The organism is Pseudomonas sp. NPDC089569, from assembly GCF_050280625.1.
Taxonomy (GTDB): domain Bacteria; phylum Pseudomonadota; class Gammaproteobacteria; order Pseudomonadales; family Pseudomonadaceae; genus Aquipseudomonas.
The window spans coordinates 139,371-153,498 of sequence record NZ_JBNNVQ010000003.1 but is presented as its reverse complement, the minus strand read 5'-3'; the positions used below and the strand labels follow the sequence as shown (position 1 = coordinate 153,498).

8 protein-coding genes and 1 pseudogene are annotated in these 14,128 nt (G+C 59.9%); 7 read left to right on the top strand and 2 right to left on the bottom strand.

Annotated features, from left to right (window positions below):
• Positions 1 to 19 precede the first annotated feature (19 nt).
• From mrcB to ACQKP2_RS03020, 5 genes and pseudogenes are all read left to right on the top strand, one after another.
• Positions 20 to 2,344, top strand: a complete 2,325-nt coding sequence (gene mrcB / locus ACQKP2_RS03040) for a penicillin-binding protein 1B (RefSeq protein WP_427574258.1) — start codon at positions 20 to 22, stop codon at positions 2,342 to 2,344.
• A gap of 16 nt (positions 2,345 to 2,360) precedes the next feature.
• On the top strand, positions 2,361 to 3,095 hold the full coding sequence (locus ACQKP2_RS03035) for a tetratricopeptide repeat protein (RefSeq protein WP_427574256.1): 735 nt from the start codon (positions 2,361 to 2,363) through the stop codon (positions 3,093 to 3,095).
• Positions 3,095 to 3,430 carry a YqcC family protein gene (locus ACQKP2_RS03030; protein WP_427574254.1) on the top strand — a complete coding sequence of 112 codons (336 nt, stop codon included), beginning with the start codon at positions 3,095 to 3,097 and terminating at the stop codon, positions 3,428 to 3,430. The genes ACQKP2_RS03035 and ACQKP2_RS03030 overlap by 1 nt, the downstream gene beginning before the upstream one ends.
• Before the next feature lie 417 nt (positions 3,431 to 3,847).
• A pseudogene (locus ACQKP2_RS03025) lies at positions 3,848 to 6,025 on the top strand (vitamin B12 dependent-methionine synthase activation domain-containing protein); the annotation flags it as partial.
• A 169-nt stretch (positions 6,026 to 6,194) separates the two neighbouring features.
• Positions 6,195 to 6,413 (top strand): DUF2970 domain-containing protein, encoded by a 219-nt coding sequence (locus ACQKP2_RS03020; RefSeq protein ID WP_427574252.1) that lies wholly within the window; start codon positions 6,195 to 6,197, stop codon positions 6,411 to 6,413.
• A 6-nt stretch (positions 6,414 to 6,419) separates the two neighbouring features.
• Here the strand turns inward: ACQKP2_RS03020 and ACQKP2_RS03015 are convergent, their stop codons facing one another.
• Positions 6,420 to 7,505, bottom strand: coding sequence for an ABC transporter substrate-binding protein (locus ACQKP2_RS03015; protein WP_427574251.1), 1,086 nt, complete (start codon positions 7,503 to 7,505; stop codon positions 6,420 to 6,422).
• Positions 7,506 to 8,027: 522 nt separating this feature from the next.
• On the opposite strand from ACQKP2_RS03015, the gene ACQKP2_RS03010 reads away from it, so the two are divergent.
• Both ACQKP2_RS03010 and ACQKP2_RS03005 read left to right on the top strand, forming a co-directional pair.
• Entirely contained in the window at positions 8,028 to 9,686 is a 1,659-nt protein-coding gene (locus ACQKP2_RS03010) for a nitrite/sulfite reductase (RefSeq protein ID WP_427574249.1), read from the top strand.
• On the top strand, positions 9,670 to 10,164 hold the full coding sequence (locus ACQKP2_RS03005) for a DUF934 domain-containing protein (RefSeq protein ID WP_427574248.1): 495 nt from the start codon (positions 9,670 to 9,672) through the stop codon (positions 10,162 to 10,164). The genes ACQKP2_RS03010 and ACQKP2_RS03005 overlap by 17 nt, the downstream gene beginning before the upstream one ends.
• A 43-nt stretch (positions 10,165 to 10,207) precedes the next feature.
• Here the strand turns inward: ACQKP2_RS03005 and ACQKP2_RS03000 are convergent, their stop codons facing one another.
• Entirely contained in the window at positions 10,208 to 14,104 is a 3,897-nt protein-coding gene (locus ACQKP2_RS03000; RefSeq protein ID WP_427574246.1) for a dermonecrotic toxin domain-containing protein, read from the bottom strand.
• Positions 14,105 to 14,128: the final 24 nt, after the last annotated feature.

Here is a 14,128-nt window from a genome sequence, read left to right as displayed (position 1 = left end):
GTGCGTATAATCCGCCGCCATGACTCGTACTCGATCCCCTCGTACCCCCAAAAAACCAACCTCCCAAGGCCTGCGGCCCTGGCTGGGCTGGGCCCTTAAACTCAGTCTGGTCGGCCTTGTGGTGCTGGCCGGATTCGCGGTTTACCTCGATGCCATCGTGCAGGAGAAGTTTTCCGGCAAGCGCTGGACGATTCCGGCCAAGGTTTATGCGCGTCCGCTTGAGCTGTTCGTCGGACAGAAACTGAGCCGGGACGACTTTCTCACCGAACTCGATGCCTTGGGCTATCGCCGTGAAAGTGTGGCCAACGGTCCGGGCGCGGCCTCGGTCAACGGCAATACGGTCGACCTGAACACCCGAGGCTTTCAGTTCTATGAAGGTATGGAGCAAGCGCAGCCGGTGCGCGTGCGCTTCTCTGGTGACTATGTCGCCGAGTTGTCCTCGACAAACGGTTCGAAATTGTCCGTGGTGCGACTGGAGCCTTTGCTGATCGGCGGCCTGTATCCGAAAAATCTGGAAGACAGGATCCTGATCAAGATCGATCAGGTGCCGCCGTACCTGCTCGAAACGCTTGTGGCTGTCGAAGACCGCGATTACTACCACCATTTTGGCGTTTCGCCGAAGTCGATCGCCCGCGCCATTTGGGTCAACAGTTCTTCAGGTCGCATGCGCCAGGGCGGCAGTACGCTGACGCAGCAATTGGTCAAGAACTTCTATCTGACCAACGAGCGCAGCCTGACTCGCAAACTCACCGAAGCGATGATGGCGTTGTTGCTTGAGATGCATTACGACAAGCGCGAGATTCTGGAGGCCTACCTCAACGAAGTATTCATCGGACAGGATGGCCAGCGCGCAGTGCACGGTTTTGGCCTGGCGAGTCAGTTCTTCTTCAGTCAGCCATTGTCCGAACTCAAGCTTCATCAGGTCGCGTTGCTGGTGGGCATGGTCAAGGGGCCGTCTTCGTACAACCCTCGCCGTTACCCGGAGCGTGCCCTTGAGCGGCGCAACCTGGTGCTCGATCTGTTGCAGGAGCAGGGCGTGGCCACGGCCGAGCAAGTTGAGGCCGCGAAGAAAATGCCTCTGGGCGTGACCAAGCGCGGCAGTCTGGCGGACAGTTCATTCCCCGGTTTCCTCGATCTGGTCAAGCGTCAACTACGCGAAGACTATCGCGATGAGGACTTGACCGAGGAAGGCCTGCGAATTTTCACCAGTTTCGACCCGATCCTGCAGATGAAGGCCGAAGCATCGGTCAACGATACCTTCAAGCGCCTGGCCGGGCGCAAGGGTGCCGATGATGTCGAGGCTGCCATGGTCGTGACCAACCCGGAAACCGGTGAAGTTCAGGCCATGATCGGCAGTCGCCAGGCCAGTTTTGCCGGTTTCAACCGTGCGCTGGATGCGGTGCGGCCGATCGGTTCGTTGATCAAGCCGGCGGTTTACCTGACGGCTCTGGAAAAACCGAGCCAGTACACCTTGACCAGTTGGCTGTCGGACGAGTCCTTCTCGGTCAAAGGCGCGGACGGCCAGGTCTGGAAGCCGCAGAACTTTGATCGTCGCTCCCACGGAACGGTTTTCCTGTATCAGGGGCTGGCGCACTCCTACAACCTGTCGACTGCGCGTCTGGGGCTGGCAGTCGGTGTGCCGAATGTGCTCAAGACCTTGGGGCGATTGGGAGTGAATCGTGATTTCCCTGCATTTCCATCGATGTTGCTGGGCGCCGGCGGCATGACACCGATCGAAGTGGCCACCATGTACCAGACGCTTGCCAATGGTGGCTTCAATACGCCAATGCGGGGGATCCGCAGCGTGCTGACTGCCGAGGGGCAGCCGCTCAAGCGCTATCCGTTCCAGATTGAGCAGCGCTTCGATCCTGCGTCCATCTACCTGATCCAAAGCGCCATGCAGCGAGTAATGCGTGAAGGCACCGGCAGTTCGGTTTACAACGTGCTGCCCAAGACCTTGACCCTGGCGGGCAAGACCGGCACCAGTAACGATTCGCGTGACAGCTGGTTCGCCGGTTTCAGTCAGGATCTGCTGGCTGTGGTATGGCTGGGCCGGGATGACAACGGCAAGACACCCTTTACCGGGGCCACCGGTGCGTTGCAGGTCTGGACCAGTTTCATGCGCAAGGCCGATCCGTTGCCGCTGGACATGCCGCAACCGGACAACGTCGTTCAGGCCTGGGTCGATTCGCGCACCGGACAAGGCTCCGATGCCAACTGCCCAGGTGCGGTGCAGATGCCGTATATTCGAGGCAGTGAGCCGCCTCCTGGAGCTGCTTGCGGCGGCGAAAGCCCTGTCACCGGTGAAACGGTGATGGATTGGGTCAAAGGCTGGATGAATTAAGCAAAGAGGGTTTCAAGTGAACAAGTGGTTGATTCCAGCGGTTGCCGCCGTAGCTTTGCTCAGCGGCTGTTCCACTGTGCAGCGTGGTTCGATTCCGGTTGAGGACTCCGGCACCACCGTCTCCAACAGCGAACGAATTTCGGCGAATGGCGGCTTCCGTCAGACGACCGTAAAACGCCCAGTGCAAGCTCGGGCTCAAGAAATTCCGCAAGGCGATACCGGTGTTGTCGTGATGGTGCCAGGTGGCGGGGCGACGACTTCGACACCGATCAGTACGACGCCTATCACTCCGGGGCCGGTCAGCTCAGGTCCGATCGATACTTCGCCGGTACAGTCCGCACCTCTGGACCAGGGCAGCTACAGCATGCCATCGGCGCCGAGCGGCATTCCTTCGGCCAGTGCAGGTGGGCTGTCTGCCGATGAGCAATTGGACGGTCCGGTACTGGCTTTGTTGACAACCGCCCAGCAACAGCAAGCCAGCGGCGACCTCAATGGTGCATCGTCCAGCCTTGAGCGCGCTCAACGTGTCGCGCCGCGGGAACCACAAGTGCTTTATCGCCTGGCGCAAGTGCGCATGGCTCAAGGCGACGCCGCCCAGGCCGAGCAGTTTGCCCGCAGGGGGCTGACCTTCGCTGGTAATCGTCCGGCGCTCCAGGCGAGTCTGTGGGAGCTGATTGCCCAGGCGCGCGAGAAGCAGGGTGACTCCTCTGGTGCGGCTCTGGCTCGTCAGAAGGCAAGGGTTTCGTCGTGATGGATGTACGATTTCCAAAAATTGCCGAGCAGTTGCTGCTGATCGAGCGTGAGTTGCGGCTGCAGGGCTGGTGGGACGAAGTCCCCCCCTCTGCTGAAGCACTGTCCAGTGTTGAGCCCTTTGCCGTTGACACGCTCGATTTTGAGCAGTGGTTGCAATGGATTTTCCTGCCGCGCATGAAGGCGATACTGGAGCAGAATCTGTCACTGCCGAATGCGTCGGGGATTCAGGAGATGGCTGAAATGGTCTTCGCTTCCCGGAATGTTCAAGGCAAGGACCGTCAGTTGCAGGTGCTGCTCAAGGAGTTTGATCAACTGATCAGCGCTGCCCGCTGATCCTTGGTTCCCACCAGGGGCGAGCTTGCTCGCGATAGTGGTAGAGCAGTCAGCATACAGGTTGAGTCTCTCATCGTGATCGCTGGCAAGTTCGGTTCGTGCCAGCCCTGCTGGCAGTTATCTTCGATCTGTTTCTTCGTTTCCCATCAGCCCGGCTATCAAGAAGTGCGTGCGCATGCCAATTCCTTGTGAAAAGTTGCGCAATTGAAGCTAACGCACTTGGGGTTTATGGGTTTTTTCTTGCGTTCTCATGTGGTTAGCACAATAAACCAAAGAGACGACTTGACTTGCAGGGGACGAAACAGAAGAATCCAAAGTCCGCTGTAGAGGGACTGCCAGAAGCAGACCCACTCGGCAGATCATGAGGCGCATATCCGCGTCGACCTGTTACACCCGCAACGCGTTACCTCGCGCTGGGTGGGAAAGGCTGGCTTCCCGCCGGAAGACATCATCTTCGACCCGAACATCTTTGCCGTGGCCACCGGCATCGAAGAACACAACAACTACGCCGTGGACTTCATCAACGCCTGTGCCTATGTCCGCGACGAGCTGCCCTATGCCCTGACATCGGGCGGCGTCTCCAACGTGTCGTTCTCCTTCCGTGGCAACAATCCGGTGCGCGAGGCGATTCACTCGGTGTTCCTGCTGCATGCGATCCGCGCCGGCCTGACCATGGGTATCGTCAACGCCGGTCAACTGGAGATCTACGACCAGATTCCGGTTGAACTGCGCGACGCCGTGGAAGACGTGATCCTCAACCGCACCCCGGAAGGCACCGACGCCCTCCTGGCCATCGCCGACAAGTTCAAGGGTGACGGCAGCGTCAAAGAAGCGGAAACCGAAGAGTGGCGCAACTGGGACGTCAACAAGCGCCTGGAACACGCGCTGGTCAAAGGCATCACCACCCATATCGTCGAAGACACCGAAGAGTCGCGCCTGTCGTTCGCCCGTCCGATCGAGGTCATTGAAGGCCCGTTGATGGCGGGGATGAACATCGTCGGCGACCTGTTCGGCGCCGGCAAAATGTTCCTGCCGCAGGTGGTCAAGTCCGCTCGTGTAATGAAGCAGGCGGTGGCGCATCTGATTCCGTTCATCGAACTGGAAAAAGGCGACAAGCCGGAGGCCAAGGGCAAGATCCTCATGGCCACGGTGAAGGGCGACGTTCACGACATCGGCAAGAACATCGTGGGTGTGGTGCTGGGTTGTAACGGCTACGACATTGTCGACCTCGGCGTCATGGTCCCGGCGGAAAAAATCCTGCAGGTGGCCCGTGACGAGAAGTGCGACATCATCGGCCTTTCGGGCCTGATCACTCCGTCGCTGGATGAAATGGTGCACGTCGCCCGCGAAATGCAGCGCCAGGACTTCCACCTGCCGCTGATGATCGGCGGCGCCACGACCTCCAAGGCGCACACCGCCGTGAAGATCGAACCCAAGTACAGCAACGATGCCGTGGTGTACGTCACCGACGCGTCTCGCGCCGTGGGCGTGGCTACGCAGTTGCTGTCAAAGGAACTCAAGGCCGGCTTCGTCGAGAAGACCCGCGAGGAATACATCGAAGTCCGCGAGCGCACCGCCAACCGCAGCGCCCGTACCGAGCGCCTGAGCTATGCCGCGTCGGTGGCGAAGAAGCCGCAGTTCGACTGGGGCACCTACGAGCCCGTCAAACCGACGTTTACCGGCAGCAAAGTGCTGGACAACATCGACCTCAACGTACTGGCCGAATACATCGACTGGACACCGTTCTTCATTTCCTGGGACCTGGCCGGCAAGTTCCCGCGCATTCTCCAGGACGAAGTGGTTGGTGAGGCCGCGACTGCGTTGTATGCCGATGCCCGGCAAATGCTCGCCAAATTGATCGACGAGAAGCTGATCAGCGCTCGCGCCGTGTTCGGCTTCTGGCCGGCCAACCAGGTGCGCGACGACGACATCGAGCTCTACGGCGATGACGGCAAGCCACTGGCCAAACTGCACCACCTGCGCCAGCAGACCATCAAGACCGATGGCAAGCCGAACTTCTCCCTGGCCGACTTTGTGGCACCCAAGGACAGCGAAGTCACCGACTACGTGGGTGGATTCATCACCACCGCCGGCATCGGCGCCGAGGAAGTGGCCAAGGCCTATCAGGACGCCGGCGACGACTACAGCTCGATCATGGTCAAGGCCCTGGCCGACCGACTGGCCGAAGCCTGCGCCGAGTGGCTCCATGAGCAAGTGCGCAAAGAGCACTGGGGTTATGCCAAGGACGAAGCACTGGACAACGAAGCGCTGATCAAGGAGCAATACCGCGGCATTCGCCCTGCCCCGGGTTACCCCGCCTGCCCGGACCACACCGAGAAAGCGACCTTGTTCGCCCTGCTCGACCCTGAGGCGCAGGAATTGCGCGCCGGACGCAGCGGCGTGTTCCTCACCGAACACTATGCAATGTTCCCGGCTGCCGCCGTCAGCGGCTGGTACTTCGCCCATCCGCAGGCCCAGTACTTCGCCGTGGGCAAGGTCGACAAGGATCAGGTGCAGAGCTATGCATCGCGTAAAGGCCAGGAGTTGAGCGTGACCGAACGCTGGCTGGCGCCGAACCTGGGCTACGACAACTGATCACCCGGTTTCAGCGCAACAACCCTGTGGGAGCGAGCCTGCTCGCGAAGAGGCCGTGTCAATCGAAATTAATGTTCAATGACACGACACTTTCGCGAGCAGGCTCGCTCCCACATGCATTCCAGGGTTTGTCTATGCTTAGCTCTCACACCTGCGTGACGAGGGGTTTATGGACGATCCAGGCGACAACAAGCCACCAACCTTCTGGCAGATGCTGCACAGCGTCATGGCGGCGGCGTTCGGGGTGCAGAGCGGGAAGAACCGTGCGCGGGACTTTACCCACGGCAAGCCCAGCCATTTCGTGATTCTCGGCATCCTGTTTACAGCGGTGTTCGCCCTGACGCTATTGGGCATCGTCAAACTGGTGCTGCATTTCGCCGGTAGCTGAAGCGCATCAATGCATCAGGGTTTGCAGGCTAAAGGGGTAGCGATAAGACGTCGGTCGCCCCTTGGCCGAGAGTTTGTGAAAGTCCACACCGAAATCAGGTGCCGCGCCCATCGCCAGCAGCCGCCTGGCTTGCGCTCGATCAATCAGCTGCAACAACGGCACCTGCCGATCACGACCGCCGTACCGGCTGATGTCGACACCTTCGTCATAGTCATGCAATTGCACCAGGGCCCAACCGCCCAGGCTGAAATGTCCGCCCAGCAACACACTCAGGCGATTGTCCAGCAACGCTTGCAATGCGGCGGGCGAGTTATTGATGGTGCCGAACAATGCATCCTTGCCAGGCTTGCCGCCGGACTCTTCAAAGGCACGCATCACACCGAAGCCCATCTCGTCGTTGGCTGACCAGACCAGCGAGGTCTGCGGGTAACGCTTGAATAACGTTTTGGCTTGCTCGTAAGCCCGTTGGCGGGTCCAGCCGCCATACACCAGTTGGCGCAACCGCACTTCGGGGTGTTCGGCCAGAGCCCGGCGCATGCCCCTCTCGCGCAGCTGCGCGGACGGCGTGATCTTCAGTCCGGAAAAGGCCAGCAAATCGATGTACTGACCCGGGGCCACCGGACCGTGCAATCGAATCAGCTCCTTGAGCATCAGGTAGCCGCCCTCCTCGTCGTTGGGCACCAGGCTGCCCACCCAATCGGGGTACTTGTCGGGCCGAGTGCCGAGCAACCGCATCTGGTCCGGTGTCAGGGCATTGTTGACGATGAACAGCTTCACCCCGCTGCCCTGGGCCAGGCGCAGAATCTCGGGGGCGATGTATTGTTCGTTGACGAAGATCAGGTAGTCGGGACGGTTCGTCCCTTGCAGGGCATCGCGTGCCTGCCTGATGGTGGTGTCGGAATTGCGGTCGGCGTATTCAATGCGCAAGTCCATGCCCAGGTCCCTGGCGGCGGCCTGCATGAACTGCGAGTAACTGACCCAGAAAGCTTCCCTGGTGTTCCCCGGATTGAGGAACAGCACCGACGCCGCCTGGGCGCAAGGCCCCGCGACCGCGCCCAGCGCCAGCAGCACGCCACATAGAAACTTCAACATTTATCGTCCGAGCCCCCGGAAATTCGCCGCGCATTATAGCCAGCGAAACCCCGCAAAACCCGATAATTCCGGTTTTTGTCCGACAATGGTCGGAACGAGGCCCGGACGGGGTCGTTTATTGATGGCTGACCCAAAATACCGCTGTGCCGACGACCAGGATGATCAGGAACAGAATCGCCCAGGCATCGACTGTACTGTCACTCTTCCTTGCTTTGGTTGGGTTGCTCATTGCATCGCCTCTTGTCGGTTTTATCGGTGATTGCACAAAGACTCGACCAGAGTTAAGACGATGATTGTCCGCACGACAAATGTGGGTTAGCCAACAACGATTCTCGTTAGGCTGTTTGGTTCTTTACATATACTCAAACATCACTTTTGCGCATAACTGCAAACTGGTATCGTGCCCCGGCTCCGTAGGGAGTGCGCGGCCGTGCGCGCAGAATTGCAGAGGCTCCTTCGGACTCCGGCAAGCACAAAAACGCAGCTGTATCCGAGCGACCCAAGCCTGAGAACAGGACTTATATGTACGTATACGACGAGTACGATCAGCGGATCATCGAGGACCGCGTCAAGCAGTTCCGTGATCAGACCCGACGCTATCTGGCAGGTGAGCTGAGCGAAGAGGAATTCCGCCCCCTGCGCCTGCAGAACGGGCTTTACATCCAGCGCTTCGCGCCGATGCTGCGGGTTGCGGTGCCATATGGCCAACTGACTTCGCGCCAGATGCGAATGATGGCCAAAATTGCCCGTGACTACGACAAGGGCTATGCCCATATCAGCACCCGGCAGAACGTGCAGTTCAACTGGCCGGCGCTGGAAGACATCCCGGAGATCCTGGCCGAACTGGCCACTGTGCAGATGCACGCGATCCAGACCAGCGGCAACTGCCTGCGAAATGTCACCACCGACCAGTTCGCCGGCGTTGCTGCCGACGAATTGATCGACCCGCGCCCATGGTGCGAGATCGTTCGTCAGTGGACCACGTTCCACCCGGAATTCGCCTACCTGCCGCGCAAGTTCAAGATCGCCATCAACGGCTCGACATCCGACCGTGCAGCGATCGAAGTCCACGACATCGGCCTTGAGCCGGTGCACAACGCCGCAGGCGAGCTGGGCTTCCGCGTTCTGGTGGGCGGCGGTCTGGGCCGTACGCCGGTGGTGGGCGCGTTCATCAATGAATTCCTGCCGTGGCAAGACCTGTTGAGCTACCTCGACGCCATCCTGCGTGTCTACAACCGCTATGGCCGTCGCGACAACAAGTACAAGGCGCGGATCAAGATTCTGGTCAAGGCGCTGACGCCTGAAGTGTTCGCCCAGAAAGTCGATGCGGAAATGGAACACCTGCGCGGTGGCCAGACCACACTGACCGAAGCCGAAGTGCATCGCGTCGCCAAACACTTCGTCGATCCGGACTACAAGGCCCTGGACAACCAGAACGCCGCGCTGGCCGATCTCGACAAGGAGCACCCGGGCTTTGCCCGCTGGCGTACCCGCAACACCCAGCCCCACAAGAAGCCGGGTTATGTGGCCGTGACGCTGTCCCTGAAGCCGACCGGCGTTGCACCGGGCGACATCACCGACAAGCAGCTCGACGCCGTGGCCGATCTGGCCGAGCGTTACAGCTTCGGCCAGCTGCGCACCTCCCACGAGCAGAACATCATCCTGGCCGACGTTGAGCAAAGCCAGCTGTTCACCTTGTGGGGTGAACTGCGCGAGAAAGGTTTCGCCACGCCGAACATCGGCCTGCTGACCGATATCATCTGCTGCCCCGGCGGTGATTTCTGTTCCCTGGCCAACGCCAAGTCGATCCCGATTGCCGAATCGATCCAGCGCCGTTTCGACGACCTGGACTATCTGTTCGACATCGGCGAACTGGACCTGAACATCTCCGGTTGCATGAATGCCTGCGGCCACCACCACGTCGGCCACATCGGCATCCTCGGCGTGGACAAGAAAGGCGAAGAGTTCTATCAGGTTTCCCTCGGCGGCAGCGCGAGCCGCGATGCCAGCCTGGGCAAGATCCTCGGCCCGTCCTTCGCTCAGGAAGACATGCCCGACGTGATCTCGAAGCTGATCGACGTGTACGTGGAACAGCGTACCGAAGACGAACGCTTCATCGACACCTATCAGCGTATCGGCATCGACCTCTTCAAGGAACGCGTCTATGCAGCGAATCATTAAGAACAACGAAGTCGTCGACGAAACCTGGCATCTGTTGCCCAAGGACTTCAACATCGACGAGATCACCAACTGCGACGACTACATCGTCCCGTTGCAGCTGTGGCGTGAACACAGCCGTATGCTCATGGCCCGCGACGGTGGCCTGGGCGTATGGCTGGACTCCGATGAAGAAGCCGAGGAAATCGGTGAAGACGTGGCAAGCTTCCAGGTCATCGCCTTGAACTTCCCGGCCTTTACCGATGGCCGCAACTACTCCAACGCCCGCCTGCTGCGTGACCGTTATGGTTTCAAAGGCGAACTGCGGGCGATTGGCGACGTGTTGCGCGACCAACTGTTCTACCTGCATCGCTGCGGGTTCGACGCGTTTGCAATTCGCGCCGACAAGGACCCGTATGAAGCCCTGGAGAGCCTCAAGGACTTCTCGGTGACCTATCAGGCCGCCACCGACGAACCGCTGCCGCTGTTCCGTCGCCGCTGATGTTCATGCCTTGGACCCCGCGAGGGGTTCAAGGCTTTTCCCTTCAGGATCCTCGATATTCCGGCATCGGAATCGGTCGCCCCATGGCCACCCAGTGATGGTAGACCCGAGCTCGATCCTCCAGCACGCCAAACAGTCTGAATGGGTTTTGCGCATCGGCCGGCGTCGTTTCGACACAATGGCTCAGCCAACCCCACAACTCATCCAACGCGTCCGCCTCACTCAATAATCGCCACACCCGCGCTTGCATGAGCCAATAGCGGACCTTGAAGTCGGCAGTCAGGCTCAAACCGTCCATGACCCGCAAGAACCCGGCGCCCGAAGGCTTTCGTGCAATGCGTTGCCAGATCTGCCGCCGCGCCCCACGCAACACCTCATCGCCCTCCTCCAGCCAGGGCGTCACGGTGCCGTAATGCTCGCCGGGCTCGCTGAGCCAGAGATTGATGCCGGTGCGTTCACGATGCTCGACCAGGCGCAGCAAGCTGTCTTCTTCGGTCAGGGGATTACCCCATAACCTGACCCGGTCCCGGGAGACCGCCTGATTCAGGATCGTCTCGGGCACCCGACTGATGCGGTTATCGCGCAGGTCGAGGGAGGTCATCCGAGGTTCATCGACAATGCCGAGAGGGCAACGGCTGATCCGGGTTTTTCTGAGGTTCAACACCCGCAAGTCATGGAGCCCGAGGAGAACCGGGGCATGAACCAGCGGGTTGTCGCTCAGATCCAGCATTTGCAGGTTGACCAAAGCGCTCAACTGCCCGGCGGTACTTTCCTTGAACTCAAGGAAAGTGGACTTGAGATTGAGCGAAATGAGACGGGTCATTCGCACGATGGAGGGAGGCAATACGCCCTCCAGCACATCGTCGGCATTGAGACGGCGCAGATCGACACGCTCGAGATTCAGGACGCGCAGATTGGGGAAACTCTCGAGAAAGGTATTCAGGCTCTCGCGCTCGATAAGCTGCAGATGCTGCATCGACAACTCGATGACGTCGTCGAAACGGACATTCATATGCGGCAACCGATGATAGTCCTCGAACCCCAGGTCCAGTCGGTAACCGGTGACCACCTCGTTGGCAAACACGCTATTGGCCTGAGGCGGGCATTTTTGCCAGATCGCGATCAGTTCGGTGGCGAGTTCCATGCGGGTTTCGCGCTCGTATTCAATGGCGTAACGCAACTGCTGGTCATTGTGTGCCGCCACCTCCTGTGCATTCATGCCCGCCGCGTGTTCATCACCCACCTCCAGAAAGTCCACATCCATGTCATCGACATCCATCATGGATTGGTCGATCCAGGTATTCAGATCCGTTCGCAGCTGCTCAAGCTGCAAGCCCAGGCGATCCAGAACGCCCTGGGCGTCGCCCCCCGCACGATAGAGCCATTCATCGGCCTGGGCATCGGTGAAATCGGGGTAAAGATCCTTGACCAGCAGACGCTTCACGCCATGGTTCAATGCCACCCCTTGCGGCGTATCCGGGAAGCCTCCACCGCGCAAACCGCGAGCCTGGAACGGCAACCCGGAATGCATTCGATTCAACCCCGACATGAATTCGGAACGGGGCAGTGCCCATTCGCCGACACTGCGTTTGAGTTCGCGGGGGGAGCGCACTGACAATGCGCGACGCTCCTGGGCAGACAACAGATCGAACAACGCTGTAAACAGGTCCGTTCCCTGGGCTTCGGAATCCTCCCAGGCAGGGTTGCGGTAGCGCTCCCCCACCTTGACCAACCGCCGACAATCCGACGACTCGAGCGGGCCGCTGCGATCCAGTACCCGGCCACCCACGGAACCCTCGAGAACGTCGATACGTATGCCTTCCGCCCAACCGGGCAAGCGCTCCAGTGAATGCAAGGCCAGCGTGTCGGATTCCGCCTGAACGATCGAGTTCAGACAAAGACCTTCATAAGCGCGATTCAACCTTGCATGCCCCTGATACTCACGCGCCTTGCCGTCCAGGCGCTTGATCGTGCTCAGGGCCTCGGCGGCATCCAGCGGTCGGCCGGTCTCAAGACCAAAGCGATCAAAGATCTGCTCCACGGCGTTTTTCGGCAGACCGGGGTATTGGCGCTGAAACAGCCGGACCCATTCGTTATCCGATTGCTGAAGCGCCTGGTAACGGCTGTCGAACAACTGCGCCCGAGTCACCGGGTCGGTTACCGTTTCAAGCTCCTGATCGAGCCTGAAGCGGCTGATGGTATCTGCCAGCAAGGGGGTTGGCTCGCGGCCGACCTGCATCAGACGCAAGAAGTCGTCGTCCACGGTGCTGATCCTGGCGATTTGAGCAATGACCTCATCACTGAACAAAGCAAAGCGTTCGCAAACTCCGCGCATCAGCTCCATACGCGTCAATGACTTTGCCGGGCCGGATAAGGGTGCCGCCGTCACTTCGGGCAAGGGATGGACATCGGGGGCGCGAGCAGGCTCGACGGGCTCATGCAGTTTTTCACCAACCGCCTCGGCAGCGGTGCCTTCGCCTCGCAGCACCGCTCCCGCGTCGACCAATGGCAGGGCGTTGAGCAAGCCGAACACTGTACGAGTGATGCCTTCGGAGCGTTGTTCCGGGCTTTTACCGTTCACAACCTGGTCCAACCCGTAGCCGGCATCAATGATCCCCGCCAGCGCCAACAGCCCCTCGCCACCTGGGACAAACAATGCCAGCGGACCGAACCGGTTGATCCACTGCACCAGCGGCTCGACCACCGCACCGAGATTGTCACGGTTGACCTGGGCGTCGTCACGGATCGTCTCGACGCTGGTCATGGCCGCCTGTTTCATGCTCAACACACACTGGGCAAATGGGTCGGTGCCGGCGGGCGACCGCTCGAAATCGATGTAATCCTGCGGGTCCCAATAGCCGTCGTTATTGAAAAACCCGGCGTTCTTCTTGAGCCAGTGTTCCTTGGGGTAAACGGCCATACCTTCCAGAGCAGTCAGTACACCGGCATGAAAGGTGCCGTCTTCAAGATCCTGATCGGCAAAATGTGCTGCCAGTGCCCGCTGCGTCTCCATACGCCGGCCTTGCGCCACGACCCAGTCACGCATGCGCCGGGTGTCGTCGAACACGTGCAGGGGTGAAGAGTTGGCCGGCACGTACAACAACACCTGGCCACTGTGGCGATGGCGAAAGCACCAGATATCTTTCGCGCGGTAGCGATAGATCGTCAGCCGCCCCGCCTCGATCTGTGAACCGACTGGCGTCGGTGCTTGCAATTGAGCAAGGGTCAGCGCATCCCGGCAGTGGGCCGCCGGCAATCCGGCCACCTGCATTGCCAGCGCCAGGCCTTCCCGGCCGAGACTGCCTTCGCGGTATTGCAGGCACGCACTCATGACAAAGGCCGCCTTGACCGAAGTCCTCAGTGCATAAGGCTCGGGCCGCTGGATGCGCGCATCCGACGGCCAGGCCTGATCCAGGTACGCCTGGTAGCGCGTCTTCAGCTCAAGCTCCCATACCCACCGTTTGAAATCCGCGGGCCGCAGGGCCATTTGTGTTGCGGGGCTGTAGGTTTGTGGCGTCGTACGCCGATAGATGCCCTCATAGTCGTGATTGAACACCCTCACGTCAGTGGCTGAATCAAGGATGGAAATCTCGGGACCTACATCGGGCGGCGTGTACAAGCCGAACACCGTTTCGCCAAAAGCGCCGTCGGCCACCGTCTGATAATTGGACAGCAATACCTGCACCAGGCTTTGTGAGCTTTTCACCTGCCCCCGGTGAACACCGTCATGCCCGGTGTCCTGGTCGGTGTCGTAATCGAGGGTGACCAACAAGGCCTGGGACGGGTCGATACCCAGCGCCCATTTCTCCTTGATCAATTGCGCGCCAAACTGCTGGGGTGTTCGCGGCAGTGCCGTGGCGATTGTCGCTTCCAGTTCATCACGCATGGGTTTAACGGGTGATTGCGGTGGAGCGTGGTTGCCGCGCGAAGACTCATTCATGTGCATTCCATTGCAAACAATAAA

Coding starts and splice junctions, on each gene's coding strand:
- mrcB (WP_427574258.1), top strand. CDS start 20: ATGACTCGTACTCGATCCCCTCGTACCCCCAAAAAACCAACCTCCCAA.
- ACQKP2_RS03030 (WP_427574254.1), top strand. CDS start 3,095: ATGGATGTACGATTTCCAAAAATTGCCGAGCAGTTGCTGCTGATCGAG.
- ACQKP2_RS03020 (WP_427574252.1), top strand. CDS start 6,195: ATGGACGATCCAGGCGACAACAAGCCACCAACCTTCTGGCAGATGCTG.
- ACQKP2_RS03015 (WP_427574251.1), bottom strand. CDS start 7,505: ATGTTGAAGTTTCTATGTGGCGTGCTGCTGGCGCTGGGCGCGGTCGCG.
- ACQKP2_RS03010 (WP_427574249.1), top strand. CDS start 8,028: ATGTACGTATACGACGAGTACGATCAGCGGATCATCGAGGACCGCGTC.
- ACQKP2_RS03005 (WP_427574248.1), top strand. CDS start 9,670: ATGCAGCGAATCATTAAGAACAACGAAGTCGTCGACGAAACCTGGCAT.
- ACQKP2_RS03000 (WP_427574246.1), bottom strand. CDS start 14,104: ATGAATGAGTCTTCGCGCGGCAACCACGCTCCACCGCAATCACCCGTT.